Genomic DNA, 25,928 nt, shown 5'->3' on the forward strand with positions numbered 1-25,928 from the left:
TTCGTACCGATGCCCTATTCCCCACTGCAGCACATGCCCGCCGAGCTGATCGACCGCGCCGCGCGCGTTCGTCTGGCCTGTTTCGACGTCGACGGCACCCTGACCGACGGCCGCCTGTATTACGACCACGCCGGTAACGAGAGCAAATCCTTCAACGTGCTGGATGGCCAGGGGCTCAAGCAGCTCGACCACGCCGGCATCCATGTCGCGCTGATCACTGCGCGCGCCAGCCTGTCGGCGGAAAAGCGCGGCCAGGATCTGGGCCTGCATGTGCAGATCGGGGTCAAGAACAAGCGCCTGGCGGTGCTGGCCCTGTGCCAGGAGCACGGCCTGTCGCTGGACCAGGTGCTTTTCATGGGCGACGACCTGCCCGACCTGCCCGCCTTGCTGGCGGTCGGCCTGCCGGTGGCACCCGCCAACGCGCATCCGTGGATCGCCGAGCGCGTGCAGTGGCATACCCAGGCCCGTGGCGGCGAAGGTGCCGCGCGTGAAGTCTGCGATGTGGTGCTGGCTGCGCAAGGCCAGGTCGAAGGCATCATCGAAAGGTTCTCCGCATGAGCTGGAACTGGCGCACCACCCTGGGCGTGGGGCTGTTCGCCGCCGCCGTGATCTCCGGCTGGTCTGCCTGGCAACAGCGCGCCCGCCCGGTGGCGGCGGCGGTTGACGACTCGCGCGCCGATTACGTGTTACGCGATTTCGAACTGATTGCGCTGGACAAGCAAACCGGCAAGGAATCGATGACGTTGCGTGCGCCGGAAATGCACCGCAACCGCGCCGACCAGACCTCGGACATCACCACGCCGGTGTTTCTGCTGCCCGACAACGCCAATCAACCGTGGACGCTACGTTCCAAGACCGGCTGGATCAGCCCCAAGGGCGACGAACTACGCCTGCGCGGCGATGTCTCCGGCGACAGCCCCACCACCGGCGCGACGCCGCCGACCACGTTCCGCACCCAGAGCCTGGACGTGTTCCCACAGCAGAACCTCGCCAAGACCGCCGCCCCGGTGAGCATGAGCCGGCCGGGTATCATGCAGAGCGGGGTCGGCTTCGAGGCCGACCTCAAATCACGCCAGTACAAGCTCCTTTCTCAGGTCAAGACCCGCTATGAACCGAATGCTGCCCGCTAACTTGATGTTGCTCGCGCTGTTGCTGCCCATGGCTGCATTGGCCAAGACCAGCGATCGTAACCAGCCGATGACGATCGATTCGACTAGGCAGGACGGCAACATGCTCGACGACAACGGCGTAATCCGCTACTCGGGAAACGTCGTGATCGTGCAAGGAACACTTGAGATTCATGCGGAAACTGCCGATCTTCATCGTAAAAATGGCGAGATTGACCGTGTGATATTGGGCGGCAAGCAAGCCACGCTCAAGCAAGAAATGGATGATGGTTCATTGATGAACGGGCAAGCGGACAATATTGAGTACAAGGTTGGCGAAGAGATCATCGTACTCACTGGCAACTACAGCATTAAGTCGCCCAAGGGTTCCAACGCCGGCCAGCGCATGGTCTACAACACCAAGACCGGCAACATGCAGAGCGGCGGCGACGGCAGCCGCGTGCGTACGATCATCCAGCCGAAGACCGCGGCGCCTGCGGCGGCGACGCCTGCTCCGGCACCTGCCGCCAAGCCCGCCGCGGCCAAGCCGCAGGGGAAGAAGTAATGCTGGTCGCCACCGGTCTGCGCAAGAAGTACAAGCAACGCGAAGTGGTCAAGGAATTCGGCCTCACGCTCGAGGCCGGCGAGGTGGTCGGCCTGCTTGGCCCCAACGGTGCCGGCAAGACCACTTGCTTCTACATGATCGTCGGCCTGGTCGAGGCCGATGCCGGGCGTATCGAGCTGGACGGCCGCGACCTCACCGCCGAACCGATGTACGCCCGCGCCAAGCTGGGCGTCGGTTATCTGCCGCAGGAACCCTCGATCTTCCGCAAGCTCACCGTGGCCGACAACATCCGCCTGGTGCTGGAGCTGCGCGAAGACCTGGACAGTGCGGGGCGCGAGAAGGAACTGACCTCGCTGCTGGAAGAACTGCAGATCACCCATGTGGCCGACCAGTTGGGCGCCAGCCTGTCCGGTGGCGAGCGACGCCGTTGCGAAATCGCGCGCGCCTTGGCCGCCAAGCCGCGCATGATGCTGCTCGACGAACCCTTTGCCGGCGTGGATCCGATTTCTGTCGGCGAGATCCAGCGCATCATCATCCACCTCAAGGAACGCGGCATCGGCGTGTTGATCACCGATCACAACGTGCGCGAAACCTTGGGAATCTGCGATCGCGCGTATATTCTCGCGGAAGGGGGCGTGCTGGCGCAGGGATCCCCAAGTTCAATACTTTCGAACTCAGATGTGAGGCGTGTTTACCTAGGTGATAGCTTCCAACTTTAGCAACCCTACTGCAAATAGGATCTTAGCGCCCTGCCACGCCTTTCCCGCTTCCCCCTATAGTAACTAAGAAACGATAGGACTCCCCCCCCTCAATTTTAATTGACTTATCCACAAAAGAACTAAATGCACCATCCACCTCAAAAACCTCGTGCACCATGGCCTTATAATCACCCTTGTTACGGGAATTGAACTCCCCCATACAAAGAGCTTCATTACACTCAAGCTGCACAAGCCTTGAGCCACCATGCTGCCCAGAAAAATCATTAATAGCAGCATAAATCTCACTCCTTACCCTAATAGCATTATAACTTCCGTTGGCACTATTAGAAACAGCATTCAAAGCAGGCTGAAATTTCAAATTATCCAACAAGTAGCCAGCTTTCAGCAAATTTAGCTGACCATCTCTAGACAAGGCACCAGCAAGCACCACTTTGACATCTACAGGCGAAGTGATTTTAGAATTCGGGACGATTGAAGACCCCTTATCAATCAAACCAGCAGGAGATGGCAGGACAGAAATCCCAGCATTAGACTCGCCTACCTTATGCTCTTCTTTAAGAGGACTGGCCACAAAAATCTCGTTACTTCGCTCAAGACCTTCACGAAAAAAAAAATAAATAAAGTCCTGCGAAAATCACAGAAATAATTGCACAAAAGTAAAGTACAGTCTTCATGACCAGCCCTCAATAAAATAGACCATCCAACTAATGCGATCCAGATTATCTCGCTAGCGTCACAAAAAGGCGCCCCCCACAACAATCTCTAACACTATAGCCACCAGCGGTAACAGTAACTACGCAACGATTTGTACAACTATAAGTGTTACCATTAATTTCAACTTCATCAGACGCTTTCGCATCCGGAATAACTAGAGCAAAAGAAAGCATACCGACTGAAGCTACGACCTTGACCCATGAGCCCAAGCTATACATAAAACCATCCTTAGATTGAATAGCGGACGATCGGCGCCTTCACAATCGCATAAGATCTGTTGGACATGCAACAGAACATGGGGAAAAGATGAAAGCCCGGCTTCAGACATCGCTAGGACAACAGTTGGTCATGACGCCGCAATTGCGTCAGGCGATCAAGCTATTGCAGATGTCCACCACCGAGCTGGAACTGGAAATCGCCGAAGCGGTGGAGACCAATCCGCTGCTGGAGTGGGCCGACGAAGCCGCGCATGCGGCCAGCGAGCTGCCGGTGGACGCGTCATCGGCCTCCTCCACCGACGACACCCCGCGCGAAGACCCGACGCCTGCAGAGCGCGATGACGACTGGTCGCAGGACGAACTGCAGTGGACCGGCTCGGGCAGCGGTGGCAGCTTCGACGACGACGAGTCCGGCGATGCCGCCGAGCGGGTGGCCGAGTCGGAAACGCTGGCCGATCACCTGCTGTGGCAGTTGCATCTGTCGCCACTGTCGCCACGCGACCGCCAGATCGGCGCGATGCTGATCGACGCGCTGGACGAAGACGGCTACCTGCGCGAACCGCTGTCGGCCATCCTCGAAACGCTGGCGCTCGGCGCAGCGGTGGACGAGGCCGACGTGCTCACCGTGCTGCACCAGATCCAGCGCTTCGACCCGGTCGGCGTGGGCGCGCGCAATCTTGGCGAATGCCTGGCGCTGCAACTCGCCGTGCTCGACCCCGCCACCCCGGGCCGCGAGCTGGCGTTGCAGATCGTCGCCGGCCCGCTGGAGCGTCTGCCGCGCAGCGGTGTGGCCGGCCTGGCGCACGAACTCAAGCGTTCCACCGCCGACGTGGACCAGGCGGTGCAACTGGTGCGCTCGCTGGACCCGCGCCCGGGCAAGCAGATCGGCGACCTGTCGCAGGACACCTACGTGGTGCCGGACTGCGTGATCTGGCGCCAGCGCGGCGTGTGGCGGGCCTCGCTGGCCGGCCGCGCGCAGCCCAAGGTCACCATCCACCGCGGCTACGAGAACCTGATCCGCAGCTGTGGCGAGTCCGATGCCGGCTATCTGCGTGGGCAGTTGCAGGAGGCGCGCTGGCTGCTCAAGAGCCTGGAAGCGCGCGGCGAAACCCTGCTACGGGTGGTGCGCTGCCTGCTGAAGCACCAGTCCGGGTTTCTGGAATTCGGCGCGCAGGCCTTGCGCCCACTGACCCTGCGCGAGATCGCCGGCGAGCTCGGCCTGCACGAATCGACCATTTCCCGCGCGATCGCCCGCAAATACGTGCGCACCCCGCGCGGCACCATTGCGCTGCGCTCGTTTTTCGCCTCCGGCATCGATACCGACAGCGGCGGCGAGGCCTCCAGCACCGCCATTCAGGCGATGATCCGGCGCCTGATCGATGCGGAAAACCCGCGAAAGCCGTTATCCGATGCCAAGTTGGCAGATCTGCTGAAAACTTCCGGCGTACCTGTAGCGCGGCGCACCGTTGCCAAGTATCGTGAAGCCATGAACATTTCCGCCTCCCACGAACGCGTGCGCATCGCCTGACGTTGCAACCACCGCAACGCCGGCCTGTGCCGGGTTTGTCGGACCACCGGAAAGGTTCATTGGCCCACCGACCAATGGAGGTATCCGATGCGTATCGAGACGTATGGCCACCAGCTTGAAGTGACCCCCGCCCTGCGGGAGTACGTGGCAAGCAAGCTGCAGCGACTGCAGCGCCATTTCGACCAGCACTGTGAAGTTCGAACGCAACTGGCCGTTCGCAAGCCAGACCACCATGTGGTCGCCACCGTCAACCTTCCCGGTCGTACCCTGCACGCAGATGCCAGCGGCTCCACCATGTATGCGGCCATCGACCTGCTGGTCGACAAGCTCGACCGCCTGGTGCTCAAACACAAAGAAAAGAAATGTAACCACCACGCACGCGAGGTGCGCGACAATCTCGCATGACGCTTCTCGCTTGATGCCCTCATGCCTTTAACCGATCTGATGGCGGCCGTGCGCACCGTGGTGTCGCCGGCCGCCGATCGCGACACTGTCCTGCATACCGCTGCCGATCTGCTGTCCTGTCGTCAGGCCGGCGCCGACGAGCTCTACGCCAACCTGTGCGAACGCGAGGCGCTGGGCAGCACCGCCATCGGCCACGGCATCGCCATTCCGCATGGGCGCTGCCCCAACCTCACCGAGCCACGCGGCGCGCTGCTGCGACTGGATACGCCGGTGGCCTTCGGCAGCGATGAACCGGTGGACCTGATCTTCGCGATGGCAGTGCCTGCGCATTACACCCATCAACATCTGATGCTGCTGTCGGAACTGGCCGAGCGCTTCTCGGATGCGGAATTTCGTCTGCAATTGCGCGCCGCACCCAATGCGGACGCCTTGATGGCGTTGCTCATCGACGCGCCGCCACCACAGGCCAGCGCCGCATGAATACCAGCATCACCGCACGCGAACTGTTCGACCAGCAGCGCGACAAGCTGGCGCTGCGCTGGGTGGCCGGCCAGAAAGGCGAACACCGCGAGATCGAAGCCGGCAGCAACAATGCGCGGCGTCCGTCGCTGGCCGGCTATCTCAATGTGATCTACCCCAACAAGGTGCAGATCCTGGGCACCGAAGAGCTGGCCTGGCTGGACTCGCTGGATGCACGCCAGCGCTGGGAGACGATCGAGAAGATCATCCAGGTGCAGCCGCTGGCGCTGGCGCTCAGCAAGAATCAGTCGTGCCCGGAAGACCTGCGCGCGGCCGCGGATGAATCCGGCACCCCGTTGTGGATCTCGCCCAAGCGCGGCCACGAACTGCTCAATCATCTGTCCTACCATCTGGCGCGCACACTGGCGCCGCGGGTCACGCTGCATGGCGTGTTCATGGAGATCTATTCGATCGGCGTGCTGATCACCGGCGAGGCGGGTTCGGGCAAGAGCGAGCTGGCGCTGGAGCTGCTCAGCCGCGGCCACCGCCTGGTGGCCGACGACGCGCCCGAATTCACCCAGATCGCCCCCGACGTGCTCGACGGCACCTGCCCCGAATTGCTGCAGGATCTGCTGGAAGTACGTGGCCTGGGCGTATTGAACGTGCGCGACATGTTCGGCGACACCGCGGTGAAGAAGAACAAGTACCTGCGCCTGATCGTGCACCTGACCCGCCCGATGACCGAGCCCACCCCGTCCGGTTACGAGCGTCTGACCGGCGATTCCGGCAGCCGCCATGTGCTGGATCTGGACGTACCGCTGATCACCCTGCCGGTGATGCCTGGCCGCAACCTGGCGGTGCTGACCGAGGCAGCGACGCGGCTGCATATCCTGCGTACCAAGGGCATCGACCCGGCGGCGATGTTCATCGCCCGCCATAGCAACCTGCTGGAGCGACGCACGCCATGAGTACCGCGCCCTCCACGTTGATGATCGTGAGCGGGCTGTCCGGCTCGGGCAAATCGGTCGCGTTGAAGACCTTCGAAGATCTCGATTACTACTGCTCGGACAATCTGCCGGTGGAACTGCTGCCGGATTTCGTGCGCAGCCGCCTGCGTGGCAACCCGCTCGGCGATCAGCGACTGGCGGTAGGCATCGATGTGCGCAGCCGCAGCGACCTGACCCAGCTGGCGCAATGGCGCCAGGCAGCGCAGGAATATGGCATCGAAGCACGGCTGCTGTTTTTCGAAGCCAGCGACGAGGCGTTGATCAAGCGCTATGCCGACACCCGCCGCCGCCATCCGCTCAGCCACCTCGGCCTGGCATTGCCGGAAGCGATCACCCGCGAGCGTCAGTTGACCGAACCGCTGCGCGCGCAGGCCGATGCCATCATCGACACCAGCGCGCTCAATGTGCACCAGCTGCGTCGCCGCGTGGTCACCGAGTTCGCGCTCGGCACCAGCGACCGGCTCTCGCTGCTGTTCGAATCGTTCGCCTACAAGCGCGGCGTGCCGGCCGAGGCCGACTTCGTATTCGATGCGCGCGTGTTGCCCAATCCGCATTGGGACCCGGAGCTGCGCCCGCTCACCGGCCGCGATGCCGGCGTGCGCGACTATCTGGACAAGGAACCCGATGTGGTGCGTTACAGCGCGCAGATCGTGGACCTGCTCGATACCTGGCTGCCACGGCTGCGCAACGACACCCGCAGCTACGTGACCATCGCATTCGGCTGCACCGGCGGCAAGCACCGCTCGGTGTATCTGGCCGAGCGCATGGCGCGGCATGCACGCGAACAGGGCTGGCCGGAAGTGGCGACGTTTCATCGCGAGCAGGATTGAAATCCCGGGAATCGAGAATGGGGATTCGGGAATCGTCAAAGCGGTGCCCCGCAATTCTGCAAGTCTGCAAAAAGTAAGTCGTCGCTACAACTTCGCAGCGCATGCTGGTGCAGCTGCCCAACAGATGCGGACTGCAGCGCTCGTTGCAGACAACGCATTGCAGCGCTCGCCTAAACGGCTATTCATCTCGCAACACATCGGTGCCGGCAAACGCTATCGCGCAGTCATGCCGACCTGTTAACGTTTCGGCATGGCCTGTGGCATTCTCCTCATTACTCATCCCGGCATCGGCGCGGCGTTATTGAACGTGGCGACGGGGCTGTTGCGGCATTTGCCGCTGAAGACCGAAGCATTCGATGTACCGCTGGATGCAGACCTGGACGCCTTGCTGCCCCAGGCGTCATCGGCGATGCGTCGGGTCGACAGTGGCGACGGCGTGCTGGTCATGACCGACCTGTATGGCGCCAGCCCCAGCAATCTCGCCAACCGGTTGGCCAAGCTGGGCACGCCGGTTCGCCGGGTGTCCGCGCTGAGCCTGCCGATGCTGCTGCGGGTGATGAACTACCCCGAACAAGGTTTGCAGGAGCTGCCCGCCACCGCGGCGGCAGGCACCCGCAACGGAGCGATCATCGACGATGCTTGAACGCGAACTCATAGTTTCCAACCGACTCGGACTGCATGCGCGGGCAACCGCCAAGCTGGTGCAGACGCTATCGTCCTATCGCAGCAATGCCACCCTGGCGGCCAAGGGCCGCGAGGTGAATGCCAAGAGCATCATGGGCGTGATGTTGCTGGCCGCCGGCCAAGGTACCAGCGTGGTGGTGCGGCTGGATGGCGAAGACGAAGCCGAGGCCTTGCAGGCGCTGGTGGACCTGTTCGAGCGTCGCTTCGACGAGGACAGCTGAGCATGCGCCACCTCGCTGCGGTGCACACGGACACCACGCGGCCGCGCCAAGGCCGCGCATGAGTCTGCGCTTGCGCGGACACGGTGCCTCGCGCGGCAACGCACTCGGGCGCGCACGCGTGCGCCAGAGCCACATGCTGGAAATCGCCGAGCAGCGCGTGCCCGCCAACCAGGTGGAAACGCAGCTGCAGCGTCTGCATGTGGCCATCGAAGCGGCACGCACCGAAATGCAGCAACTGCGCGACCGCCTGCATGGCGCGCTGGCACGCGAGGTCGGCGAATTTCTCGAACTGCATGCATTGCTGCTCGACGACCCGGAGCTGCTGCAAGGCCTGGACGAGTTGATCCGCACCCATCGCTACAGCGCCGACTATGCCTTGCGCGTGCAGCGCGACCGGCTGGCGGCGGTGTTCGACGGCATGGAGGATGCGTACCTCAAAAGCCGCATGGACGATCTGGATCATGTGATCGGCCGCATCCACGCGTTCTTGCACAAGCGCGCACCCGACCTCAAGGGCGTGGCCGGCGAAATCCTGGTCTGCGACAACGTGGCGCCGTCCGAACTGGCGCAGCTGCAATCGCAGGGCGTGGTCGGCATCGTCACCACTGCCGGCAACACGCTGTCGCACAGCGCGATCCTGGCGCGCAGCCTGCATTTGCCATTGGTGGTGGGTGTGGCCGATGCGCTGCAGCGCATCGACGATGGCGATGTCTTGATCGTCGATGCCGGTTCGGGCCAGGTGATCGTCGATCCCAAACCCGAACATCTGCGCGACTACCGCGAGCGTCTGCGCGCGCTGGCAAAAGAGCAGCGCGAGCTGGGCCGGCTGCGTTCCAAACCCACGCGCACGCGCGACAACGTCGATATCACGCTGCTGGCCAATGCCGAATCGCTGGAAGACGTGGCAAAGGCACACGCGCTCGGCGCCAGCGGCCTTGGCCTGTATCGCACCGAATTCCTGTTTCTGCAGCGCAACGAGCTGCCGGACGAAGAGGAACAGTTCCACACCTATCGCGACACCGTGCTGGGCATGAGTGGCCGCCCGGTCACCATCCGCACGCTTGACCTGGGCGCCGACAAGGCCGACCGCACCGGCCTGACCCTGAGCGACGAAGACAACCCGGCGTTGGGCTTGCGCGGCGTGCGGCTGTCGCTGGCCCGCCCCGCGGTGGCGCAGGCGCAATTGCGCGCGATCCTGCGGGCCTCCGGCTACGGGCCGGTACGCATTCTGGTACCGATGGTCAGTGGCCGCGAAGAAATCCAGCTGCTGCGACGGCAGATCAAGAAGCTGGCCGTGCAACTGCGCGAACAAGGCCACGAGATCGCCGAGCATATTCCGCTGGGCGCGATGATCGAGGTGCCGGCTGCGGCCCTGGCGCTGGACTGCTTTATCGACGATATCGATTTTTTGTCGATCGGCACCAACGATCTGGTGCAGTACCTGCTGGCAGTGGATCGCAACAACGAGGCCTTGGGCGAGTTGTATTCGCCATTGCATCCGGCGGTGCTGCGCCTGATCGCGCAGGTGATCGCCACCGGGCGCGCGTATGGCAAACCGGTGGCGGTGTGCGGCGAGATCGCCGGCGACCCACGTTTCGTGCCGATGTTGCTGGCGTTGGGGCTCACCGAGTTCAGCCTGCATCCGGCCACGTTGCTCGAAGTGCGCCGTGCAGTGCGCGACACCCACCTGGGCGAGTTGCGCGTGCAGGGCGAAAAATTGCTGCGCACACGCGACCGCAAGGGCATCGAGAAGTGGTTGGCGGCCGTTGCGCAGGGTTTGCTGCGCTGAGAGCATCAGCAAACCTGCTGCGCTCACCGCCAGACGGGTGCAGCCGATGGTCGGCATCCTCATGTATCGCGCATGGACGCCGGCTCCGAGCGCGCCGGACGTTCCCAAGCTAACGATCGCTCGCCAGGTTTTTTTCAGCCGCTCCGGCTTGGCAGCTGCATCGCGCGGGCGATGTTCAAGCGCGTTACGCGCGGCACTGTATGTTTCGTCACCATGCGCAAGCGATAATGCCGTGCTGACTCAGCACCGCGTCCTGCACTAGGGACGTGTCTACTTTTCAAGGGAGCTGCGCATGGCCGAAGCCGTCCGCCACGACAAGACCGCGCGCCAGCTCCGATTGCTGTCCGATGCACTGGATAGCGGGCGCCTCGGGCCGGTGCGCCGGCTGGTCAACACGCTGGCGCCGGCGGAGATCGGCAACCTGCTCGAATCGCTGCCGCCCGGCAAGCGCGAAGTGGTGTGGGGACTGGTCGACCCGGAAGACGACGGCGAAGTGCTGCTGCATGTCGGCGACGAAGTGCGCGAAAGCTTGCTGGCCGACATGGACACCGACGAGATCGTAGCCGCGGTCGAAGACCTCGACATCGACGATCTGGCCAATCTGGTCGAGGACCTGCCCGACACCGTCATCGACGAAGTGCTCAAGTCGATGGACCGCGAGAACCGCGAGCGGCTCGAACAGGTACTGTCGTACCCGGAGTACACCGCCGGGCGATTGATGAACCCGGACGTGGTGACGGTACGCGCCGACGTCAATGTCGATGTGGTGCTGCGTTACTTGCGCCTGCGCGGCGAGCTGCCCGACCACACCGATCATCTGTACGTGGTGAGCCGGCGCCATCAATACCTGGGCCGCGTGTCGCTGGCCGCGTTGGTCACGCATGAGGACAACACGCCGGTCAATCGCCTGATCGACGACGAACAACCGGCGATCGATGTGGGCGATGGCTCCGACGAGGTCGCACGGCGCTTTTCGGATCACGACTGGATCTCTGCGCCGGTGGTGGACGACAACAACATCCTGCTCGGCCGCATCACCATCGATGACGTGGTCGACATCATCCGCGAACAGGCCGAGCACCAGGCCATGAGCGCGGCCGGTCTGGACGAAGACGAGGACATGTTCAGCCCGGCGCGGCGTGCGTTCCGTCGCCGCCTGATCTGGCTGGGCATCAACCTGTGCACTGCGTTTCTGGCCTCTAGCGTGGTCAGCAAGTTCGAAGGCACCATCGAAAAACTGGTGGCACTGGCGGCGCTGATGCCGATCGTGGCCGGCATGGGCGGCAACGCCGGCACGCAGGTGTTGGCGCTGATGGTGCGCGGCTTGGCGTTGGGCCAGATCGGCTCGTCCAACGTGATGACGCTGCTCAAGAAAGAGCTGACCGTGGCGCTGATCAATGGTGTGGTGCTGGGCGTGAGCCTGGGGCTGATCGTGCTGGCCTGGTTCCAACAACCGATGCTGTCGCTGGTGATCGGCACTGCGCTGACCTTGAACATGCTCACCGCAGCGTTCGGCGGGGTGCTGGTACCGGTGACGTTGAAACGCCTGGGCTTCGACCCGGCGCTGGCCGGTGGCGTGATTCTGACCACGCTGACCGATGTGATGGGCTTCTTGAGTTTCCTCGGCCTGGCCACGCTGATTCTGCTGCCGTAGCGCGTGCTGTGCACGTTGGGACGAAACTGCAACACAAAATCGCCGCACCGCGGCATGCCAGCGCACCTGCGTGCGGCGATACTGCAGGCATGTCATCGGTTCGGTCAGGAGTGCTGCGTGATTCGTCGCTGCCTTGTTCTTGTGGTCTTCGCGCTGGTGCTTGCCGGCTGCTCCAGCATGGGTGAGCGCCACCACGATGCGCGCCGTGGCCACTTCGTCACCCGCACGCTGGAGATCGAAGGACGGCTGTACCGCTATCAGGTATTCGTGCCGGCCTCGAAGATGCCGCAACCGCTGCCCATCGTGCTGTTTCTGCATGGCTCGGGCGAGCGTGGCGACAACGGGCGCGATCAGGCCGAAGTGGGCGTTGGCCCTTACCTGAGCGAACACACGGCCGAGTTTCCCGCGTTGGTGGTGCTGCCGCAGGTGCCCGACGACGAAGAGTGGCTGGGCGTCAATGCACGCATGGCGATCGCTGCACTGGATGCGACCAGCGCCGAGTTCGCTGCCGACCCGCAGCGCACCTACCTCACCGGCATCTCGATGGGCGGCTACGGCGCGTGGGAAATCGGGCTGATGCAGCCGCAGCGTTTCGCGGCGATCGTGCCGATCTGCGGTGCGCTGAAGGCACCGCGCGATGAGCGCCGCACGCTGTACGTCAGCCTGGTGGCAAAGGAAGCCGACCCGTATACCGCCGCAGTCACCCAGCTCAGGCACGTGCCGATCTGGATGTTTCATGGCGCCAAGGACGATTCGGTACCGCCGCACGACGACCGCGCGCTGTATCGCGCCGCCAAAGGCATCGGCGCCAATGTGCGCTACAGCGAATATCCCGAGGGCAACCACAACGCCTGGGACGCGACGTACGCGGATCCGGCGATGTGGGAATGGATGTTCAAGCAGCGCCTGCGTTGAAGCATGACGCGGCGCAACGCCGCCGCATCTCCCATCAATGGTGATACCCGGTGTCCGCCGTGACCTTGCCGCGGAACACGCGATACGACCACACCGTGTAGCCCAGGATCAGCGGCAGCAACACCACCAGGCCGACCAGTGCGAACATCTGCGAAGACGGCGGCGCAGCGGCCTGCCAGATCGTGTAAACCGGCGGCACCAGATACGGCCACATGCCCAACACCAGGCCCGCAAAACCGAGCACAAACAAGCCCATCGCCAACAGAAACGGCGGCGTATCCGGCCGCCCCGCCTCAGTTGAACGCCAGAGCGCGAAACCCACGAGGGCGACCAGCAACGGCACCGGCATCAGCCACAGATAATGCGAGCCGCTGAACCAGCGCTCCATCACATGCGATTGCAGCGACGGCAGCCAGGCGCTGACCAGGCCGATAAAGATCAACACGCTGATGGTCAGCGGCCGGCTCAACTGACGCGCGAGCTGTTGCACATGGCCTTCGGTCTTGAGGATCAGCCAGGTGCTGCCGAGCAAGGCATAGCCGAACACCAGCGCCGCACCGGTGAGCATCGCGAACGGACTGAACCAGCCCCAGATGCCGCCGACATAGCGGTCGTTCTCGATCGGCAAGCCCTGCACCAGCGCGCCCAGGATCACCCCTTGCGCAAAGGTGGTCAGGATCGAGCCGGCGGCGAAGGCATTGCTCCACAGCCGCCGCGAGCGCTGCGCCTTGAAGCGGAACTCGAACGCCACACCGCGGAACACCAGCGCCATCACCATCAACAACACCGGCAGATACAGCGCCGACAGAATCACCGCATAAGCCTTGGGAAACGCGGCCAGCAGCCCTGCCCCGCCCAACACCAGCCAGGTTTCGTTGCCGTCCCAGATCGGCGCGGCGGTGTTCATCATCAGATCCAGTTGCGCCTCGTCCTTGCGAAACGGGGCCAGGATGCCGATGCCGAGCACGAAGCCATCCAGCACCACGTACATCAGCACCCCGAAGCCGATTACCGCGAACCACGCCACCGGCAAAACACTCGTCATGTCCATCATGCGGCTCCGTCGATCGGTTCATCGGCCGCCGACAGCGGCCGTGCAGGCGTGTGCTCGCCATGGTCCAGCTGCGGCGCGTCGTGCGGGGTCGGCCCGATCTTGCCGATCTTGACCAGGTACCAGATGCCCCAGCCGAACACGAACGCATAACCGACGACGTACACCGTCAGCGAGATCGCGGTCATCAGCGTCGACTGCGGGCCCACCGCGTCGGCGGTATGCAACAGCCCATAGACCACGTACGGCTGCCGACCCATCTCGGTGACGAACCAGCCCGAGACCAGCGCAATGAAGCCGCTCGGCAACATCCAGCGCCAGGTCGCCAGCAGCCAGCGCCACTGCAACAACCTGCCGCGCCACCACGCGAACGCCGACACCCAGGCCACCAGCAACATCAACGAGCCGATCCCCACCATGATGCGGAAGGCGAAGAACACCGGCGTCACCGGCGGGCGATCGGCCGCCGGCACCGAAGTCAATGGCGCGATGCTGCCGTCCAGGCTGTGGGTCAGAAGCACACTGCCCAGGCGCGGAATCGCCACCTCGTAATCGTTATGCTCTGCCTGCGCATTGGGCAGCGCAAACAGCACCAGCGGGAAACCCTTGCCCTGCTCTTCGTCATGCCAATGCGCTTCGATCGCCGCGATCTTCATCGGCTGATGCTTGAGCGTGTTCAAGCCATGCATGTCGCCGACGAAGATCTGCAGCGGCACGGTGATCGCCGCGAAGGCCACCGCCAGCTTGAGCATACGCAGGCCGGACTCACGATGTACGCCGCGATGCAGGTACCACGCACCCACCGCACCCACCACAAAGCAGGTGGTGATGAACGAGCCCAGCGCCATATGCGTCAGCCGGTACGGGAACGACGGGTTGAAAATGATCTGCAGCCAGTCCTGCGGATGCACGATGCCGTCGACCACTTCATACCCGGCCGGGGTCTGCAGCCAGCTGTTGGACGACAGGATCCAGAACGTGGAGAACAACGTGCCCAGCGCTACCATGCAGGTGGCGAAGAAATGCAGACGCTCGGAAATGCGCCCCCACCCGAACATCATCACGCCCAGGAAACTGGCTTCCAGAAAGAACGCGGTGAGCACTTCGTAACTGAGCAGCGGGCCGATCACGCTGCCGGCGATGCGGCTCAGCTCCGGCCAGTTGGCGCCGAACTGGAAGGCCATCACGATGCCGCTGACCACCCCCATGCCGAACGACACCGCGAAGATCTTCTGCCAGAAGAAATACAGCTCGCGCCACACCGGCAGGCGGGTGCGCAGCCAGCGCCATTCCAGAAACGCCAACAGGCTGGACAGCCCGATGGTGAATGCCGGAAACAGCACGTGAAACGCGATGACGAACCCGAACTGGATTCGCGATAACAGCAAGGCATCCATGGAGAGCCCTCCTGGAAAGTGAGGAAGCATCCGCGCGCAGACGGCAGGTCAATCGCCGCAAGACAGTGCGGTGTTCGATCGCGATGTCTGCGCTACGGGATCATCATAAGGACGGTCGTGCTCGTTCCCGATGCGACACGGCGTCGCATCTGCGGCAAATTGCCGCGCTTGCGCTGCAACGCGATGCTACGCCTGGCGTGCGATGCAGCACGGATTTCCTGGGCGCGAATGGGATCGCAGCGAGGCTGTTGCAGCAAGCCGCTAGCTCGTTGACCAGTGCACCGAGCGCAATCGAGCCGACCGTCGACAGCAACCGCGCGCAGGTGCCTGCCGACGACGCCGGCAGCGCCGCCGCGTCCCGACGGCCGTCACCGTAAGGCACGCAACACCGCAGGCCTACTCTCTTACTTTCCCATCCGAATGCAGGTGTACTGGAAAACGCTACGGCCGCGCCCGCTCCCAGACCCGCAGGAAATTGCCGCTATACACATCGACGATGCGTTGGGTGGGCCAGCCGGCATCCATCATCGCCTGCGTGAGTCTGGGCAGATCCGCACCGCTGCGCATCCCGGTCGGCAAGCTGGAAATGCCGCCATCGAAATCGCTGCCGAAACTCAGGTGTTTCCACGGATCTTCGACAATCCCCATGTCGGCGATCTGTCGGGCGAAGGCTTCGTAATAGCCGATGACAAACGCCAGATCGGCATCCATGTTCGGCTTGCCGTCCGCCAGATAGGAATGCTGCAAAAAGTACGGCGCCAGAATGACGCTGATGCAGCCGCCGGTCTGCACGATGGCGCGGATCGCCGCATCGTCGAGCCCGCGGTCGAGATGGCGCGACGGCCGCGTCTGCGCGCCGCGGGTGACGCTGCGCGATGCACCATGCGAGGCAAAGGCCGGCACGTTGCGGCGCGCGCAAATGTCGCACGCATCGAGTATTCCCTGGCTCGACGTATGCGAAAGATCCACCAGCAGTCCAACCTCAATGCAGCGCTCCACGACTTCCCTGCCGAACTCCGACAGCCCCGCGCCCTCGATTCCGCGCCACGGATTGAGCGGCGCATAGCCGGACTGGGAGATGTCGGTATGGCTGAAATGGTTGAGCGTCACATAGGCAGCGCCGGCCTTGGCAGCAAGGTCCAGGCGCTCCAATCGCAGCGCCTGGGTGCGGATGCCGCGTGGACCAAGCATATGCGCGCCTTCCAGCGACAGGATGGCGCAGCAAAGACCCTCGGCCCGAATCGCGCGTAGCTCAGCGGCGCTGCGTGCCAGCCGCATCCGACCGTTACTTGCCGCCACCACCGCCTCGACATAGCGCTGGTGATCCACCCAGTGCTTCCAGGGATCGAGAAAAGGCGCGCCAATCAGGTTTTCCCATAGCGCGTGGGCGCTGAAACACGCACCTCCGTAACCGCCCGCGAGAAAGTCCGGGCCACTCACGTGGTGCATCAGCGGTTGATTGCGACCTCTCGGCGAGGTTTTGAACATCAGCCAGATGATCAGCGAGCGCCGATGCGCTTTCCAGTCGCCTTTCCAGAAATCGTAGCCGGCCAAGCGCGACAGATACAGGGAGTCCAGATGTGTGTCGACTGGATAGGCCAGCGCATGCACTTCTTCCAGCGTGTGGGCGGCAGGCAAGGCAGCAAAATCCTCGGACGAAACGGCACTCATGCACGAACCCCGGCGATGACTCCTGAAACAATCAAGGAATAAACGCGGCCATCAAAACTACTAGGCAGTTTTGTTAGCCACTCTAAAAAGATGCACTTTTATCGTTATTGATTAGTAAGTAGATATTCTTCTAATCAACGCAATGCAACGAACAGCAGTGGCCAAAGGACAGTAACTGAACTGGATCAGCAGATCCAGAAGATCGCCTGTCTGACAGCAAGCAAACCGCAAGATTGCTAGCGTGTTTCTCGTTTCGACGGTGTGCACGAGCGCACTGCGGCCTGTTTCCGCTGCGGCACGATCATGCGCTCCGCACGTGGACCCGGATGGTCACGTCCGGCCACGGACGCGTCGCGCCACTTCGCTGACCACCGCAATGACCGCAGTCAAACCGACCATCGACAGGAACTGCGCACGGGTGTCTGCCGACGAGGCCAGCAGCACGAAGATCACCGCCAGGATCGCCAGCGCCAGTAGGGTCAGAAACGGATACCCACGCATACGGAACGGCAATGTGATGCCGGCGCGGTCGGCGCGTGCGCGCAGGATCAGCTGCGACAGCAACGAGATCGTCCACACCAGCAAGCAGGTGGCGCCGACGATGTTGAGCAGCATCGGCAACACCTTGTTGGGATACAGCAACTCCAGCGCCGCCGCCGCGAAGCCGAACAACACGCTGGCGATCACCGCCACCAGCGGCACCTGCTCGCCACTGGTCCTGCCGAGCAGGCGCGGCGCTTCGCCGCGTTGCGCCAGCGAAAAGATCATCCGCGAGGCGCCATACAGATTGGCGTTGAGCGCCGACAACAAGGCCACCACGGCGACCAACGTGATGGCGGTGGCCGCGCCGGGGATGCGCGCCACCTCCAGCACCGCGGCAAACGGCGAGCTGAGCGCTGCGCTGGTCCACGGCACCACTGCCACGATCACGCTGATCGAGCCGATATAGAACACCAGGATGCGCCAGGCCACAGTACGAATGGTGCGTGCCAAGCTGCGGCCCGGATCGGCGGTTTCCGCGGCGGCCACTGCCACGATCTCGGTGCCACCGAAGGCGAACACCACCACCAGCAACGCCGAGCCGACGCCCACCAGACCCTTCGGGGCGAATCCGCCGTGCTGGGTAAAGTTGGACAGCCCCGGCGACACCACACCCGGCAACCACCCGGCCAGCAAGGCCACGCCGATCAGCAGGAACACGATGATCGCGGCGACCTTGAGGATGGCGAACCAGAATTCGAACTCGCCGAAGTTGCGCACGCCCAGCAGATTGATCGCCGTAAAAGTGGCCATGAACACCACCGCCAGCAGCGGCACCGGCAACGCCGGCCACACCGAGGCGAGCAAGCCTGCCGCACCAACCGCTTCGGCGGCGATCACCACCACGATCTGCAGCCACCACAACCAGCCCACCGTCGCACCGGCGGTCGGCCCCATCGCATCGGCCGCATACACCGAAAACGCGCCGCTGGTCGGCTTGGACGCGGCCATTTCGCCCAGCGCATTCATCACGATGATCACCAGGGCCCCGGCGATCAGGTACGACACCAGTACCGCCGGTCCCGCCGCGTGGATGCCCACGCCCGAGCCCAGAAACAGCCCAGCACCGATTGCCGTGCCCAGGCCCATCATCATCAATTGCCGCGGTTTCAGCGCATGGCGCAACGCGGGCGCGGCGGACGGAGCGTTCTCAGCAACGGGATCGGTCGGAAGCGGCATGGACGGGCTTGAAGAGATGGAATCGCGACACGATACCGCGTCGCGGCGCCTGCCGCGCCTCTTGACGCGGGCCTGGCGAAAGAGTGGACAAGCCAGGCAATCGCGCCTTGCCTCATCGTATCAGCAGGTCGTTCGCACTGGCCTCCAAGTGCGTGACACGCTCCAGACCCGCTTCACTGCACGCAGCTGGTGGGCAAAATCCGCCGCACGCTGCATGCCGCATACAAAGATCCCCGGGCAAGCCGGGGATCTTTGTCACTGCAACGTCTAGTGGCCGATCATTCCGCCAGGTTCTTGCCGGCACCCGCAGTGGCGATCACCTTAGCCTTGACCTGCGCGGCCGGGGTGATGCTGTAGGTGTAGCCCAGCGGTTCCGGGAACACCTTGGTGGTGATCCAGTTGGTGGCGTTGGCGTAGGGCTTGCTGCCATCCGGCGTGCCCCAGGTGATGCCGCTGCCGACGTAGTTGTTGATCAGATCCCAGTAGCCGATCTCGCTGCTGTCGCGTGAGGTCACCGGGTTCTTGATGTTCTCGAAGTAGTTGGATTCGATCTTCGCCACGCCGCCCATGCGCACGTTGATGCCGGAGGTGGTGACGTTGTTGAAGTAGTTGTTGTAGATGTGGCTTAGCCCGCGCCGCTGCAACGGCACGCGCGACTCGACGTTCTCGAAGCGGTTGTGATGATAGGTGGTGCGCGCGGCCGAGTTCTTGGTGTCGCTGTCGCTGTAACCGTTGAGCGCGACCTTTTGATAGTTGTAGACGTGGTTGTAGGACACGGTGACGTGGTGCACGCCCTTCTTCATGTCGATGCCGCCATCGAAGGAGGCATCGCCGGCACCGGAGCACTTGGTCAACGAGGCGAACACGGTGTTGTGATCGACCCAGATCCTGGACGGCGAGCCGCTGGAATTGCCTTCCAACGAAATCGAATCCGCATCTTCGCCGCCTTGCAGCAAGCCGATGGTCATGTTCTGGATGATGATGTTGTTGGCGTTGCCCACCACCCACACACCGAAGTTGGCCGCCGAGCCATTCGCACCCTTGATGGTGACATCGCTCTTGTTCTTGATCTGCACGGTCTTGGCCGGCAGCTTCCACTGCGCGCAGACGTCCTTGATGGTGCTGAAGTCGAACTTGCCGGTGTAATTGAGCACCAGCCCGCCACTGCCGGAATAGCTGTCAATGGCGGCCTGCATCGCTTCGAAGGTGGCGACGTTGACCGGGGTCTTGTTGCCGCCGCCGGTGGTGGCGGCACCGTACCCGACCGGGCCGGCGATGGCACTCGCGGCGCAGGCGGACAGTGCAAGCGCGAGTGCGCCATTGAGCGTCTTGATGATCATGCAGCCTCTCCCAAATGAAATCGAAAAGCGATGCGTGGCGTCGGCGCGATTGCATCGACGGTGGCAAAGCGGTGCGTGGGGGCCGCATTCTTCGCGCGGTTTAAAACATAAAACAATTATCTATATCTGAAACTTTGACGCAGCACGGTGTTCTCCTCGCAGGACATGCAAAAGAGACAGCGAGAGACACGCAGGACAGGACACTGCGGTGATGTGCGCGATGTTTTTTCTATGTATGCAAACGCATGCCGATGCTGTGGTTGCTCACACGCGTGTTCGACTACGCGTGGTACCCGCAATGCGTTTTTCAGGCATGCACGCGGATAAAAAAGGTGCTGTGCGTGGAAAGCTGCACACGAACGCGCTGCCGAAGTTGTCGCGGCGAAGTTGTCGGCGACATCGACGCGCAGCAGCAAAGCGCTACCGCACGGTCATGGGTGCAGATTGGGCGCTATGACGCGCCGCCTTGCTGGCGATGGTGCGTGATAAGGCATGCGAAGCGAAAGCAACGCAGCTAACGCGCAGTCGGCACGCGAAACGCTAGGGAGTGCCATGCCGAGCACGCTCAAGCTCGCATGCAGGCCCTCACACGCACACACACGCCATCAACTCACACAGCGCGGTTGGCCAACACCGACGCGTGCACCAGCTGCTCGCCGGGCCATGGGGTGTGCTCGTCGAGGAAGTTGCCGACCAGCCGCATGCAGGCTGCGCGCTCTTCCACGTGCGGCATGTGGCTGGAATTGGCGAACACATGCCACTGGGCGTCCGGGATCAGGCGTGCGTAAGGCTCGACGGTTTCCGGCGTGGCCTCATCGTATTTGCCCGATAGCACCAGCGCCGGCGCGGTGATGCGGTGCAGGCGTTCGATGATGCTCCAGTTGCGCAGGCTGCCCACCACATGGAATTCGGTCGGGCCGTTCATGGCGTGATAGACGGTGGGGTCGGCATCGATGGCGGCGAAGGTGCGCGCCACTTCTGCAGGCCACGGCAGCAGGCGACACACATGCTGCGCATAGAACGCCTGGCTGGCGGCGCGGTAGGCCGGATGCTCCAGCGTGCCGGCGGCCTCGTGTTCGTCCAGTGCCGCCTGTATGTCCTCGGGCAGGCGCGCGCGCAGGCGCAACGCGGCAGCGCGCCACAAGCCCATCGAGGCCGGCGAGTTGGCGATCACCAACGCACGCAGACCGGCCGGCCGGCGCACCGCATGTTCGGCCGCCAGCATCCCGCCCCAGGACTGCCCCAGCAACGCGTACTGCGACAGCCCAAGCTGGGTGATCAGGGTCTGCAGCTCATCCAGAAACAGCCCCACCGTCCAGAAGCTGGGGTCGGCATTGGGAAGATGGGTGGACTTGCCGTTGCCGAGCTGGTCGTAATGGATGACCGCGCGGCCATTGGCAGCCAGGTCCTTGAAGCTGTCCACATAGTCGTGGGTGCAGCCGGGGCCGCCGTGCAGGACGATCAGCGGGCAGGCGTCACTGCGCAGGTCGCCGGTGATGCGGTACCAGGTACGGTACCCACGGAATTCGACGTAACCCTCAGTGGACTGCATGACCTGCGCCTGCCTACGGCAATAGTGAGCGCTCAGCCTAGCGACCCGGCCCGCGCGCGCTAACTGGTAAAACTCTCAGGTTCGCAGTAGTTTCAGATGCGCGGTTGCGCGCGCCATGGTGTATGAGCCGGGCGACGCATCCAGCCCGCCGATCGCACGCTGCGATCGATAGCCGCAGGCTTGGTTTACGGCTCCAGCAATCGATAATGCATCCCGCGCACCACTGCCTCGACGCGATTGCGCGCACCCAGTTTGCGTGCGGCCGAGTTCAGATGCAGATTCACCGTGGCGGTAGAGCGATTGAGCGCGGCCGCGATGCTTTTGGCGGTCAGCCCCTTGGCCGAGTACTGCAGGCACTCGCGCTCGCGGCGGGTCAAGGCGATGTGGTGACAGCGGCGTTCCTGCGGATCCAGCAGTTCCTGCGCGCGGGCCTGAAACGCGTGTGCCAGTAACAAGAAGGGCGACAGCTGCGCTTCGGCCAGCCGTGGTGCCTCGGCCGCAACCGCATCGACCGCGCCACTGAAGGTCGCGAATGCACCGCCAGGCAAATGCAGGGGCACGGTGACACCGGTTCCCATGCCGCTATCGCACAAATAACGCGTCACCTGCCGATGCTGGCCGCCAACATATTCCACACCTTCCTGATTGCCGTCGGTACGGTACGACCACACGAATGGGGTCATGCGCCGCGTCGCACGCTGCTGAACAGGGTCATGTTGGTAGTAACCATGCTCGCACCAGACATGCCGCATGTCGCCCGGCGCGTTGCGCTGCATGAACACCGATGGCGTGATCAGCGCGCCCTCCATACTCAGCGGGACCGGCGCGTAGTCGTAAACCAGCGACTTGAAACCAAACGCACAGACGTCGCGAAACACTCGATCCAGGCAGGCATTGAGCGTATGCAGCGCCTGCAAATCTCGGCCCAGGCTGGCCAGCGTGTCGAACATGGTGGGTCCTTCGATGACAGCAGGTGCCGCTGGACGACATCCAGCATGGAAAACCTAGCACTTTTACCAATGGATGGGCTTGCCGGCCACATTATCGTCACAATGCCGGTCAGCTAGCTGCAACGCAGCATTCACGGACAAGCGCCCCACCGCGCCTGTCGTGCGACCCGGCCTTCCTTTGAGCGGATACCTGCATGACCGACACACCACGCCGCGACGACGCGGCCACGCTGGAACGCTTTGGCTACACCCAGGAGCTCAAGCGACAGCTCACGCTCAAGGATCTGCTGATCTACGGGCTGGTGTTCATGGTGCCGACCGCGCCGTTCTCCATCTTCGGTGGCGTATTCGATATCAGCGCCGGGATGGTGCCGCTGACCTACCTGGTCGGCTTCGTGGCGATGCTGTTCACCGCCTTGAGCTACCAGCAGATGTCGCAGGCGTTTCCGGTGGCCGGTTCGGTGTATGCGTACGTGGGGCGCGGATTGAGCAGCGGCATGGGGTTTCTGTCCGGCTGGGCGATTCTGCTCGACTATCTGTTGGTACCGACGCTGCTGTATGTGGTTGGCGCCAATGCGATGCACAACGTGTTGCCGGCGGTGCCGCAGCCGGCGTGGATCGCGTTCTTCGTGGTGCTCAATACCGTAGTCAATCTGCGCGGTATCGAAACCACTGCGCGGGCCAATCGTTTCTTTCTGTATGCGCAGTTGCTGGTGCTGGCGGTGTTTGTGGTGCTGGCGAGCCTGGCGATCCAGCGCGGCGTCAACGGTGCGCACTGGAACCTGCGTCCGTTCTACAACCCGCAGGCGTTTTCGCCGCAACTGATCTTCAGTGCGTTATCGGTGGCGGTGGTGTCGTTTCTGGGCTTCGATGCGATCTCCACGCTGTCGGAAGAAACCCGCGGCGGCAACCGTGTGGTCGGGCGCGCCACCTTGATGGCCCTGCTGATGGTGGCCGGCCTGTTCGTGCTGCAGACCTGGCTGGCGGCGCTGCTGCAGCCGAACCTGCAGCGCTACCCCAACGCACAGGCCTCCAACGATGCGTTCTTCGAGATCGGCCGGCTCATCGCCGGACCATGGCTGCAGATCGTCATCGCGCTTACGGTGGCGATCAGTGCCGCGATTGCCAATTCACTGGTTGCGCAGGCGGCCACCTCACGCCTGTTGTTCGCCATGGCACGCGACCGTCAGCTGCCGGGGTTCTTGCGCTACATCCATCCGCGTACCGGCGTGCCGCAGCGCGCCATCCTGCTGGTGGCGGGTTTGAGCATGGTGTTGGGCGAAGTGTTCGTGGGCCAGATCGCGTTGCTGTCCTCGTTGTGCAACGTCGGCGCGCTCACCGCCTTCATCCTGCTGCACGTTGCGGTGCTGTGGCACTTCCGTGGGTACGGCCGCAGCTTGCTATTGCATGGTGCGACGCCGTTGATTGGCATCGTGATCCTTGGCTACGTGTTGATCAATGCCGACCGGCACGCGCAACTCGGCGGCACCGCGTGGATGGCGGTGGGCCTGTTGGTATTGGCATTCCTGAAAGTCAGCGGTCGTTCCACCGAGTTTCGCGCCAGCGACGCGTTGGAATAAGCGCTGCTGCCGGCGTCGCTGTGCAGCAATGCGTTGCTGTGCAGTTGCTCGTCGGCAATCGACCTTGAGCATCGGGTCGTGCAGCGCGCATGGGTCTGCACGCTATTTGCCTTGCGCTGCCGCGCCGCGCTGGATGCTTGTGCATGCCTCGTTTACCCCACCAGGTCGATGACACCTTTCAGGCGCGTCGCGTCACACGGTGCGTGCGTGATGAAACGGAGCGACGCTCCCGAAAGCGATCATATTTTTCTTGATTGCCGACCTCTGAACGAGATTTTCAGCACATATTCAGATGTAAACATTCGCTAGTCTCGTTCGGCGCCACTGATGGCGCCCGCACGCTGCGGCCCCCGCCGCAGCCTGTCGTTCCCTGACGAGTAAGGACTACCCATGAATCGCAAGAATGCGTTGTACCTGGCGCTGTTTTCCGCCCTTTCCGGCTCCGCACTGGCAGCACCGCCGACCGAGATGGACGCAGCGCCGGTGAGCACTGCGCCGCAAGCGGCCAAGCTCGGCGCGGCAACATTGCAATCGGCAAGTCTGCGTGGCGGCATCCTGCCCACGCGCGTGGTGCAACTCACTGCGCCCACCAGCACCGAGATCGGTCGCGTGCGTGAGCGCCGCATTGCACAGGTCAAACATGGGCAGCCTTTGCAGATCGGTTTTTCGCGCGCAGTTGCCAAGCCTTTGGTGAATCTACGCACGCTCGATTGGCAGATGGCCAATGATGGATCGCGCGTTGCAACCCTGAAGGTCAGCTCTGCACAGGCGGCCTCCCTGCGTGCATCGCTGACCTTGCGCGGTGCCGGCGCAACGCCGGGCGATCCATCCAAGGTGACGCTGCGCTTTGCCGGCGACGACGGCCGCGTGTTCGAGCAATCGGGTGCAAGCTTCGTTACCAGCGGTAACGACATCGGCTGGTCGCCGACCGTGAGTGGCGAGAACCTGTTGGTCGAACTTTCGCTGCCGGCCGGCCAGTACCCGGAGAACTTCAGCCTGAGCATTCCGCAGCTGTCGCATCTGGATATCAGCCCCACCGCCAGCGCGCGCGACATGATGACCATTGCCATCGGCGAGAGCGATTCCTGCCAGAACGATATCGTCTGCCGTGCCAACCCCACCGCCGGCTTCACCAGTGCGGCAAAAGCGGTGGCACGCATGGTGTTCACCACCAGCGAGGGCTCGTTCTACTGCACCGGCACCTTGCTCAACAACACCAACTCGCCCAAGCGCAATCTGTTCTGGACTGCGGCGCACTGCATCAGCACGCAGACCGTTGCCAACTCGCTGCAGACCTACTGGTTCTACGATGCGGCCAGTTGCAACGGCAACACTGCAAGTTCGCAGGCAACCACGCTCAGCGGTGGTGCGTTTCTGCGCCACGCCAACACCACACGTGACACCGCGTTGCTGGAGCTGAAGACCGCACCGCCGAGCGGCGCGTTCTACGCCGCCTGGAACAGCGCGGCGATCGGCGCCACCGGCACTGCCATTGTCGGCATCCATCACCCGTCCGGCGACGTCAAGAAGTACTCGCTGGGCAGCGTCAACGGGCTGAATACCTCCATCGATGGCAAGAGCCCGCTGTACCGCGTGGTCTGGAACGACGGCGTGACCGAAGGCGGCTCTTCCGGCTCGGGCCTGTTCACCGTCGCCAGCGGTGGTGCGTACCAGCTGCGCGGCGGCCTGTATGGCGGCTACTCGTTCTGCAGCGCGCAGACCGGTCCGGACTACTACTCGCGCTTCTCGGACGTGTATTCCAGCATCTCCAGCTACTTCGGTCCGTAAGCGGTTGCTGCACGTGGCAGGCGGTGTCTCGCCTGCCACGTGCAGCTGCGCTTGGCCTGCGTGCAG

24 protein-coding genes are annotated in these 25,928 nt (G+C 63.1%); 16 read left to right on the top strand and 8 right to left on the bottom strand.

All coding sequences use genetic code 11. The annotated features are described in order from the left end of the window. Nucleotides 1-9 precede the first annotated feature (9 nt). From ABS769_RS13430 to lptB, 4 genes are read left to right on the top strand one after another with little or no spacing between them, the layout of a single operon-like run. Entirely contained in the window at nucleotides 10-558 is a 549-nt protein-coding gene (locus tag ABS769_RS13430) for a KdsC family phosphatase (protein ID WP_317062089.1), read from the top strand. Next, nucleotides 555-1,130 carry an LPS export ABC transporter periplasmic protein LptC gene (gene lptC, locus ABS769_RS13435; protein WP_317062090.1) on the top strand — a complete coding sequence of 192 codons (576 nt, stop codon included), beginning with the start codon at nucleotides 555-557 and terminating at the stop codon, nucleotides 1,128-1,130. The genes ABS769_RS13430 and lptC overlap by 4 nt, the downstream gene beginning before the upstream one ends. Beyond that, nucleotides 1,108-1,671, top strand: coding sequence for a lipopolysaccharide transport periplasmic protein LptA (gene lptA, locus ABS769_RS13440; protein WP_181017975.1), 564 nt, complete (start codon nucleotides 1,108-1,110; stop codon nucleotides 1,669-1,671). The genes lptC and lptA overlap by 23 nt, the downstream gene beginning before the upstream one ends. Further along, nucleotides 1,671-2,390 carry an LPS export ABC transporter ATP-binding protein gene (gene lptB, locus ABS769_RS13445; protein WP_104560994.1) on the top strand — a complete coding sequence of 240 codons (720 nt, stop codon included), beginning with the start codon at nucleotides 1,671-1,673 and terminating at the stop codon, nucleotides 2,388-2,390. Before lptA ends, lptB begins: the two co-directional genes overlap by 1 nt. 22 nt (nucleotides 2,391-2,412) lie before the next feature. On the opposite strand, the gene ABS769_RS13450 is transcribed toward lptB, so the two are convergent. Further along, on the bottom strand, nucleotides 2,413-2,961 hold the full coding sequence (locus ABS769_RS13450) for a hypothetical protein (RefSeq protein WP_317062091.1): 549 nt from the start codon (nucleotides 2,959-2,961) through the stop codon (nucleotides 2,413-2,415). Between the two features lie 491 nt (nucleotides 2,962-3,452). On the opposite strand from ABS769_RS13450, the gene ABS769_RS13455 reads away from it, so the two are divergent. The 10 genes from ABS769_RS13455 (at nucleotide 3,453) to ABS769_RS13500 (ending at nucleotide 12,814) form a co-directional block, all read left to right on the top strand. Next, nucleotides 3,453-4,850, top strand: coding sequence for an RNA polymerase factor sigma-54 (locus tag ABS769_RS13455; protein WP_430544165.1), 1,398 nt, complete (start codon nucleotides 3,453-3,455; stop codon nucleotides 4,848-4,850). Between the two features lie 87 nt (nucleotides 4,851-4,937). After that, nucleotides 4,938-5,255 carry a ribosome hibernation-promoting factor, HPF/YfiA family gene (gene hpf, locus ABS769_RS13460; protein WP_006451270.1) on the top strand — a complete coding sequence of 106 codons (318 nt, stop codon included), beginning with the start codon at nucleotides 4,938-4,940 and terminating at the stop codon, nucleotides 5,253-5,255. Nucleotides 5,256-5,276: 21 nt separating this feature from the next. Continuing rightward, nucleotides 5,277-5,735 carry a PTS sugar transporter subunit IIA gene (locus ABS769_RS13465; RefSeq protein ID WP_317062093.1) on the top strand — a complete coding sequence of 153 codons (459 nt, stop codon included), beginning with the start codon at nucleotides 5,277-5,279 and terminating at the stop codon, nucleotides 5,733-5,735. Beyond that, on the top strand, nucleotides 5,732-6,682 hold the full coding sequence (gene hprK / locus ABS769_RS13470) for an HPr(Ser) kinase/phosphatase (RefSeq protein WP_006451268.1): 951 nt from the start codon (nucleotides 5,732-5,734) through the stop codon (nucleotides 6,680-6,682). Before ABS769_RS13465 ends, hprK begins: the two co-directional genes overlap by 4 nt. Continuing rightward, nucleotides 6,679-7,551: an RNase adapter RapZ gene (gene rapZ, locus ABS769_RS13475; RefSeq protein WP_317062094.1), complete on the top strand. Its 873-nt coding sequence runs from the start codon at nucleotides 6,679-6,681 to the stop codon at nucleotides 7,549-7,551. Before hprK ends, rapZ begins: the two co-directional genes overlap by 4 nt. Before the next feature lie 250 nt (nucleotides 7,552-7,801). Beyond that, on the top strand, nucleotides 7,802-8,194 hold the full coding sequence (locus tag ABS769_RS13480; protein WP_006451266.1) for a PTS sugar transporter subunit IIA: 393 nt from the start codon (nucleotides 7,802-7,804) through the stop codon (nucleotides 8,192-8,194). Beyond that, nucleotides 8,187-8,456: an HPr family phosphocarrier protein gene (locus ABS769_RS13485; protein ID WP_005913389.1), complete on the top strand. Its 270-nt coding sequence runs from the start codon at nucleotides 8,187-8,189 to the stop codon at nucleotides 8,454-8,456. Before ABS769_RS13480 ends, ABS769_RS13485 begins: the two co-directional genes overlap by 8 nt. Before the next feature lie 58 nt (nucleotides 8,457-8,514). Next, entirely contained in the window at nucleotides 8,515-10,245 is a 1,731-nt protein-coding gene (ptsP, locus tag ABS769_RS13490) for a phosphoenolpyruvate--protein phosphotransferase (RefSeq protein WP_350498176.1), read from the top strand. Nucleotides 10,246-10,537: 292 nt separating this feature from the next. Next, the gene (gene mgtE / locus ABS769_RS13495; protein ID WP_023904639.1) at nucleotides 10,538-11,899 is read left to right on the top strand and encodes a magnesium transporter; all 1,362 of its coding nucleotides are present in this window, start codon (nucleotides 10,538-10,540) and stop codon (nucleotides 11,897-11,899) included. Between the two features lie 54 nt (nucleotides 11,900-11,953). Then, nucleotides 11,954-12,814, top strand: a complete 861-nt coding sequence (locus tag ABS769_RS13500; RefSeq protein WP_317062096.1) for a prolyl oligopeptidase family serine peptidase — start codon at nucleotides 11,954-11,956, stop codon at nucleotides 12,812-12,814. A gap of 34 nt (nucleotides 12,815-12,848) precedes the next feature. Here the strand turns inward: ABS769_RS13500 and cydB are convergent, their stop codons facing one another. From cydB to ABS769_RS13535, 7 genes are all read right to left on the bottom strand, one after another. After that, nucleotides 12,849-13,865 carry a cytochrome d ubiquinol oxidase subunit II gene (cydB, locus tag ABS769_RS13505; protein ID WP_317062112.1) on the bottom strand — a complete coding sequence of 339 codons (1,017 nt, stop codon included), beginning with the start codon at nucleotides 13,863-13,865 and terminating at the stop codon, nucleotides 12,849-12,851. Continuing rightward, a complete protein-coding gene (locus ABS769_RS13510) occupies nucleotides 13,865-15,262 on the bottom strand; it encodes a cytochrome ubiquinol oxidase subunit I (RefSeq protein WP_317062097.1) in 1,398 nt (465 codons plus the stop codon). The genes cydB and ABS769_RS13510 overlap by 1 nt, the downstream gene beginning before the upstream one ends. 441 nt (nucleotides 15,263-15,703) lie before the next feature. Then, nucleotides 15,704-16,933, bottom strand: coding sequence for a membrane dipeptidase (locus ABS769_RS13515; protein ID WP_317062098.1), 1,230 nt, complete (start codon nucleotides 16,931-16,933; stop codon nucleotides 15,704-15,706). 330 nt (nucleotides 16,934-17,263) lie between these two features. After that, nucleotides 17,264-18,652: an amino acid permease gene (locus ABS769_RS13520; protein ID WP_176339020.1), complete on the bottom strand. Its 1,389-nt coding sequence runs from the start codon at nucleotides 18,650-18,652 to the stop codon at nucleotides 17,264-17,266. Between the two features lie 278 nt (nucleotides 18,653-18,930). Then, the gene (locus ABS769_RS13525; RefSeq protein ID WP_317062100.1) at nucleotides 18,931-19,992 is read right to left on the bottom strand and encodes a pectate lyase family protein; all 1,062 of its coding nucleotides are present in this window, start codon (nucleotides 19,990-19,992) and stop codon (nucleotides 18,931-18,933) included. Nucleotides 19,993-20,602: 610 nt separating this feature from the next. Next, nucleotides 20,603-21,544 (bottom strand): proline iminopeptidase-family hydrolase, encoded by a 942-nt coding sequence (locus tag ABS769_RS13530; protein WP_317062101.1) that lies wholly within the window; start codon nucleotides 21,542-21,544, stop codon nucleotides 20,603-20,605. A 185-nt stretch (nucleotides 21,545-21,729) separates the two neighbouring features. Continuing rightward, nucleotides 21,730-22,494 carry a LuxR family transcriptional regulator gene (locus ABS769_RS13535; RefSeq protein WP_006449226.1) on the bottom strand — a complete coding sequence of 255 codons (765 nt, stop codon included), beginning with the start codon at nucleotides 22,492-22,494 and terminating at the stop codon, nucleotides 21,730-21,732. A 194-nt stretch (nucleotides 22,495-22,688) separates the two neighbouring features. Between ABS769_RS13535 and ABS769_RS13540 the strand changes: the two genes are divergently transcribed. Both ABS769_RS13540 and ABS769_RS13545 read left to right on the top strand, forming a co-directional pair. Further along, nucleotides 22,689-24,074 carry an APC family permease gene (locus ABS769_RS13540; RefSeq protein WP_317062102.1) on the top strand — a complete coding sequence of 462 codons (1,386 nt, stop codon included), beginning with the start codon at nucleotides 22,689-22,691 and terminating at the stop codon, nucleotides 24,072-24,074. 390 nt (nucleotides 24,075-24,464) lie between these two features. Then, nucleotides 24,465-25,862: a trypsin-like serine peptidase gene (locus ABS769_RS13545; protein WP_317062103.1), complete on the top strand. Its 1,398-nt coding sequence runs from the start codon at nucleotides 24,465-24,467 to the stop codon at nucleotides 25,860-25,862. The last annotated feature ends 66 nt before the right edge of the window (nucleotides 25,863-25,928 follow it).

This window comes from Xanthomonas hortorum, from assembly GCF_040279205.1.
Taxonomy (GTDB): Bacteria; Pseudomonadota; Gammaproteobacteria; order Xanthomonadales; family Xanthomonadaceae; genus Xanthomonas; species Xanthomonas hortorum_F.

Excerpts from the sequence above, each read along its gene's own strand:
- ABS769_RS13535 (WP_006449226.1), bottom strand. The coding sequence starts at position 22,494 with ATGTTCGACACGCTGGCCAGCCTGGGCCGAGATTTGCAGGCGCTGCAT.
- ABS769_RS13430 (WP_317062089.1), top strand. The coding sequence starts at position 10 with ATGCCCTATTCCCCACTGCAGCACATGCCCGCCGAGCTGATCGACCGC.
- ABS769_RS13510 (WP_317062097.1), bottom strand. The coding sequence starts at position 15,262 with ATGGATGCCTTGCTGTTATCGCGAATCCAGTTCGGGTTCGTCATCGCG.
- rapZ (WP_317062094.1), top strand. The coding sequence starts at position 6,679 with ATGAGTACCGCGCCCTCCACGTTGATGATCGTGAGCGGGCTGTCCGGC.
- lptC (WP_317062090.1), top strand. The coding sequence starts at position 555 with ATGAGCTGGAACTGGCGCACCACCCTGGGCGTGGGGCTGTTCGCCGCC.
- mgtE (WP_023904639.1), top strand. The coding sequence starts at position 10,538 with ATGGCCGAAGCCGTCCGCCACGACAAGACCGCGCGCCAGCTCCGATTG.
- ABS769_RS13520 (WP_176339020.1), bottom strand. The coding sequence starts at position 18,652 with ATGCCGCTTCCGACCGATCCCGTTGCTGAGAACGCTCCGTCCGCCGCG.
- hprK (WP_006451268.1), top strand. The coding sequence starts at position 5,732 with ATGAATACCAGCATCACCGCACGCGAACTGTTCGACCAGCAGCGCGAC.
- ABS769_RS13455 (WP_430544165.1), top strand. The coding sequence starts at position 3,453 with ATGACGCCGCAATTGCGTCAGGCGATCAAGCTATTGCAGATGTCCACC.
- hpf (WP_006451270.1), top strand. The coding sequence starts at position 4,938 with ATGCGTATCGAGACGTATGGCCACCAGCTTGAAGTGACCCCCGCCCTG.
- ABS769_RS13515 (WP_317062098.1), bottom strand. The coding sequence starts at position 16,933 with ATGAGTGCCGTTTCGTCCGAGGATTTTGCTGCCTTGCCTGCCGCCCAC.
- ABS769_RS13525 (WP_317062100.1), bottom strand. The coding sequence starts at position 19,992 with ATGATCATCAAGACGCTCAATGGCGCACTCGCGCTTGCACTGTCCGCC.
- ABS769_RS13540 (WP_317062102.1), top strand. The coding sequence starts at position 22,689 with ATGACCGACACACCACGCCGCGACGACGCGGCCACGCTGGAACGCTTT.
- ptsP (WP_350498176.1), top strand. The coding sequence starts at position 8,515 with ATGAGTCTGCGCTTGCGCGGACACGGTGCCTCGCGCGGCAACGCACTC.
- ABS769_RS13485 (WP_005913389.1), top strand. The coding sequence starts at position 8,187 with ATGCTTGAACGCGAACTCATAGTTTCCAACCGACTCGGACTGCATGCG.
- ABS769_RS13500 (WP_317062096.1), top strand. The coding sequence starts at position 11,954 with ATGCCAGCGCACCTGCGTGCGGCGATACTGCAGGCATGTCATCGGTTC.
- lptA (WP_181017975.1), top strand. The coding sequence starts at position 1,108 with ATGAACCGAATGCTGCCCGCTAACTTGATGTTGCTCGCGCTGTTGCTG.
- ABS769_RS13545 (WP_317062103.1), top strand. The coding sequence starts at position 24,465 with ATGAATCGCAAGAATGCGTTGTACCTGGCGCTGTTTTCCGCCCTTTCC.
- cydB (WP_317062112.1), bottom strand. The coding sequence starts at position 13,865 with ATGGACATGACGAGTGTTTTGCCGGTGGCGTGGTTCGCGGTAATCGGC.
- lptB (WP_104560994.1), top strand. The coding sequence starts at position 1,671 with ATGCTGGTCGCCACCGGTCTGCGCAAGAAGTACAAGCAACGCGAAGTG.
- ABS769_RS13480 (WP_006451266.1), top strand. The coding sequence starts at position 7,802 with ATGGCCTGTGGCATTCTCCTCATTACTCATCCCGGCATCGGCGCGGCG.
- ABS769_RS13465 (WP_317062093.1), top strand. The coding sequence starts at position 5,277 with ATGCCTTTAACCGATCTGATGGCGGCCGTGCGCACCGTGGTGTCGCCG.
- ABS769_RS13530 (WP_317062101.1), bottom strand. The coding sequence starts at position 21,544 with ATGCAGTCCACTGAGGGTTACGTCGAATTCCGTGGGTACCGTACCTGG.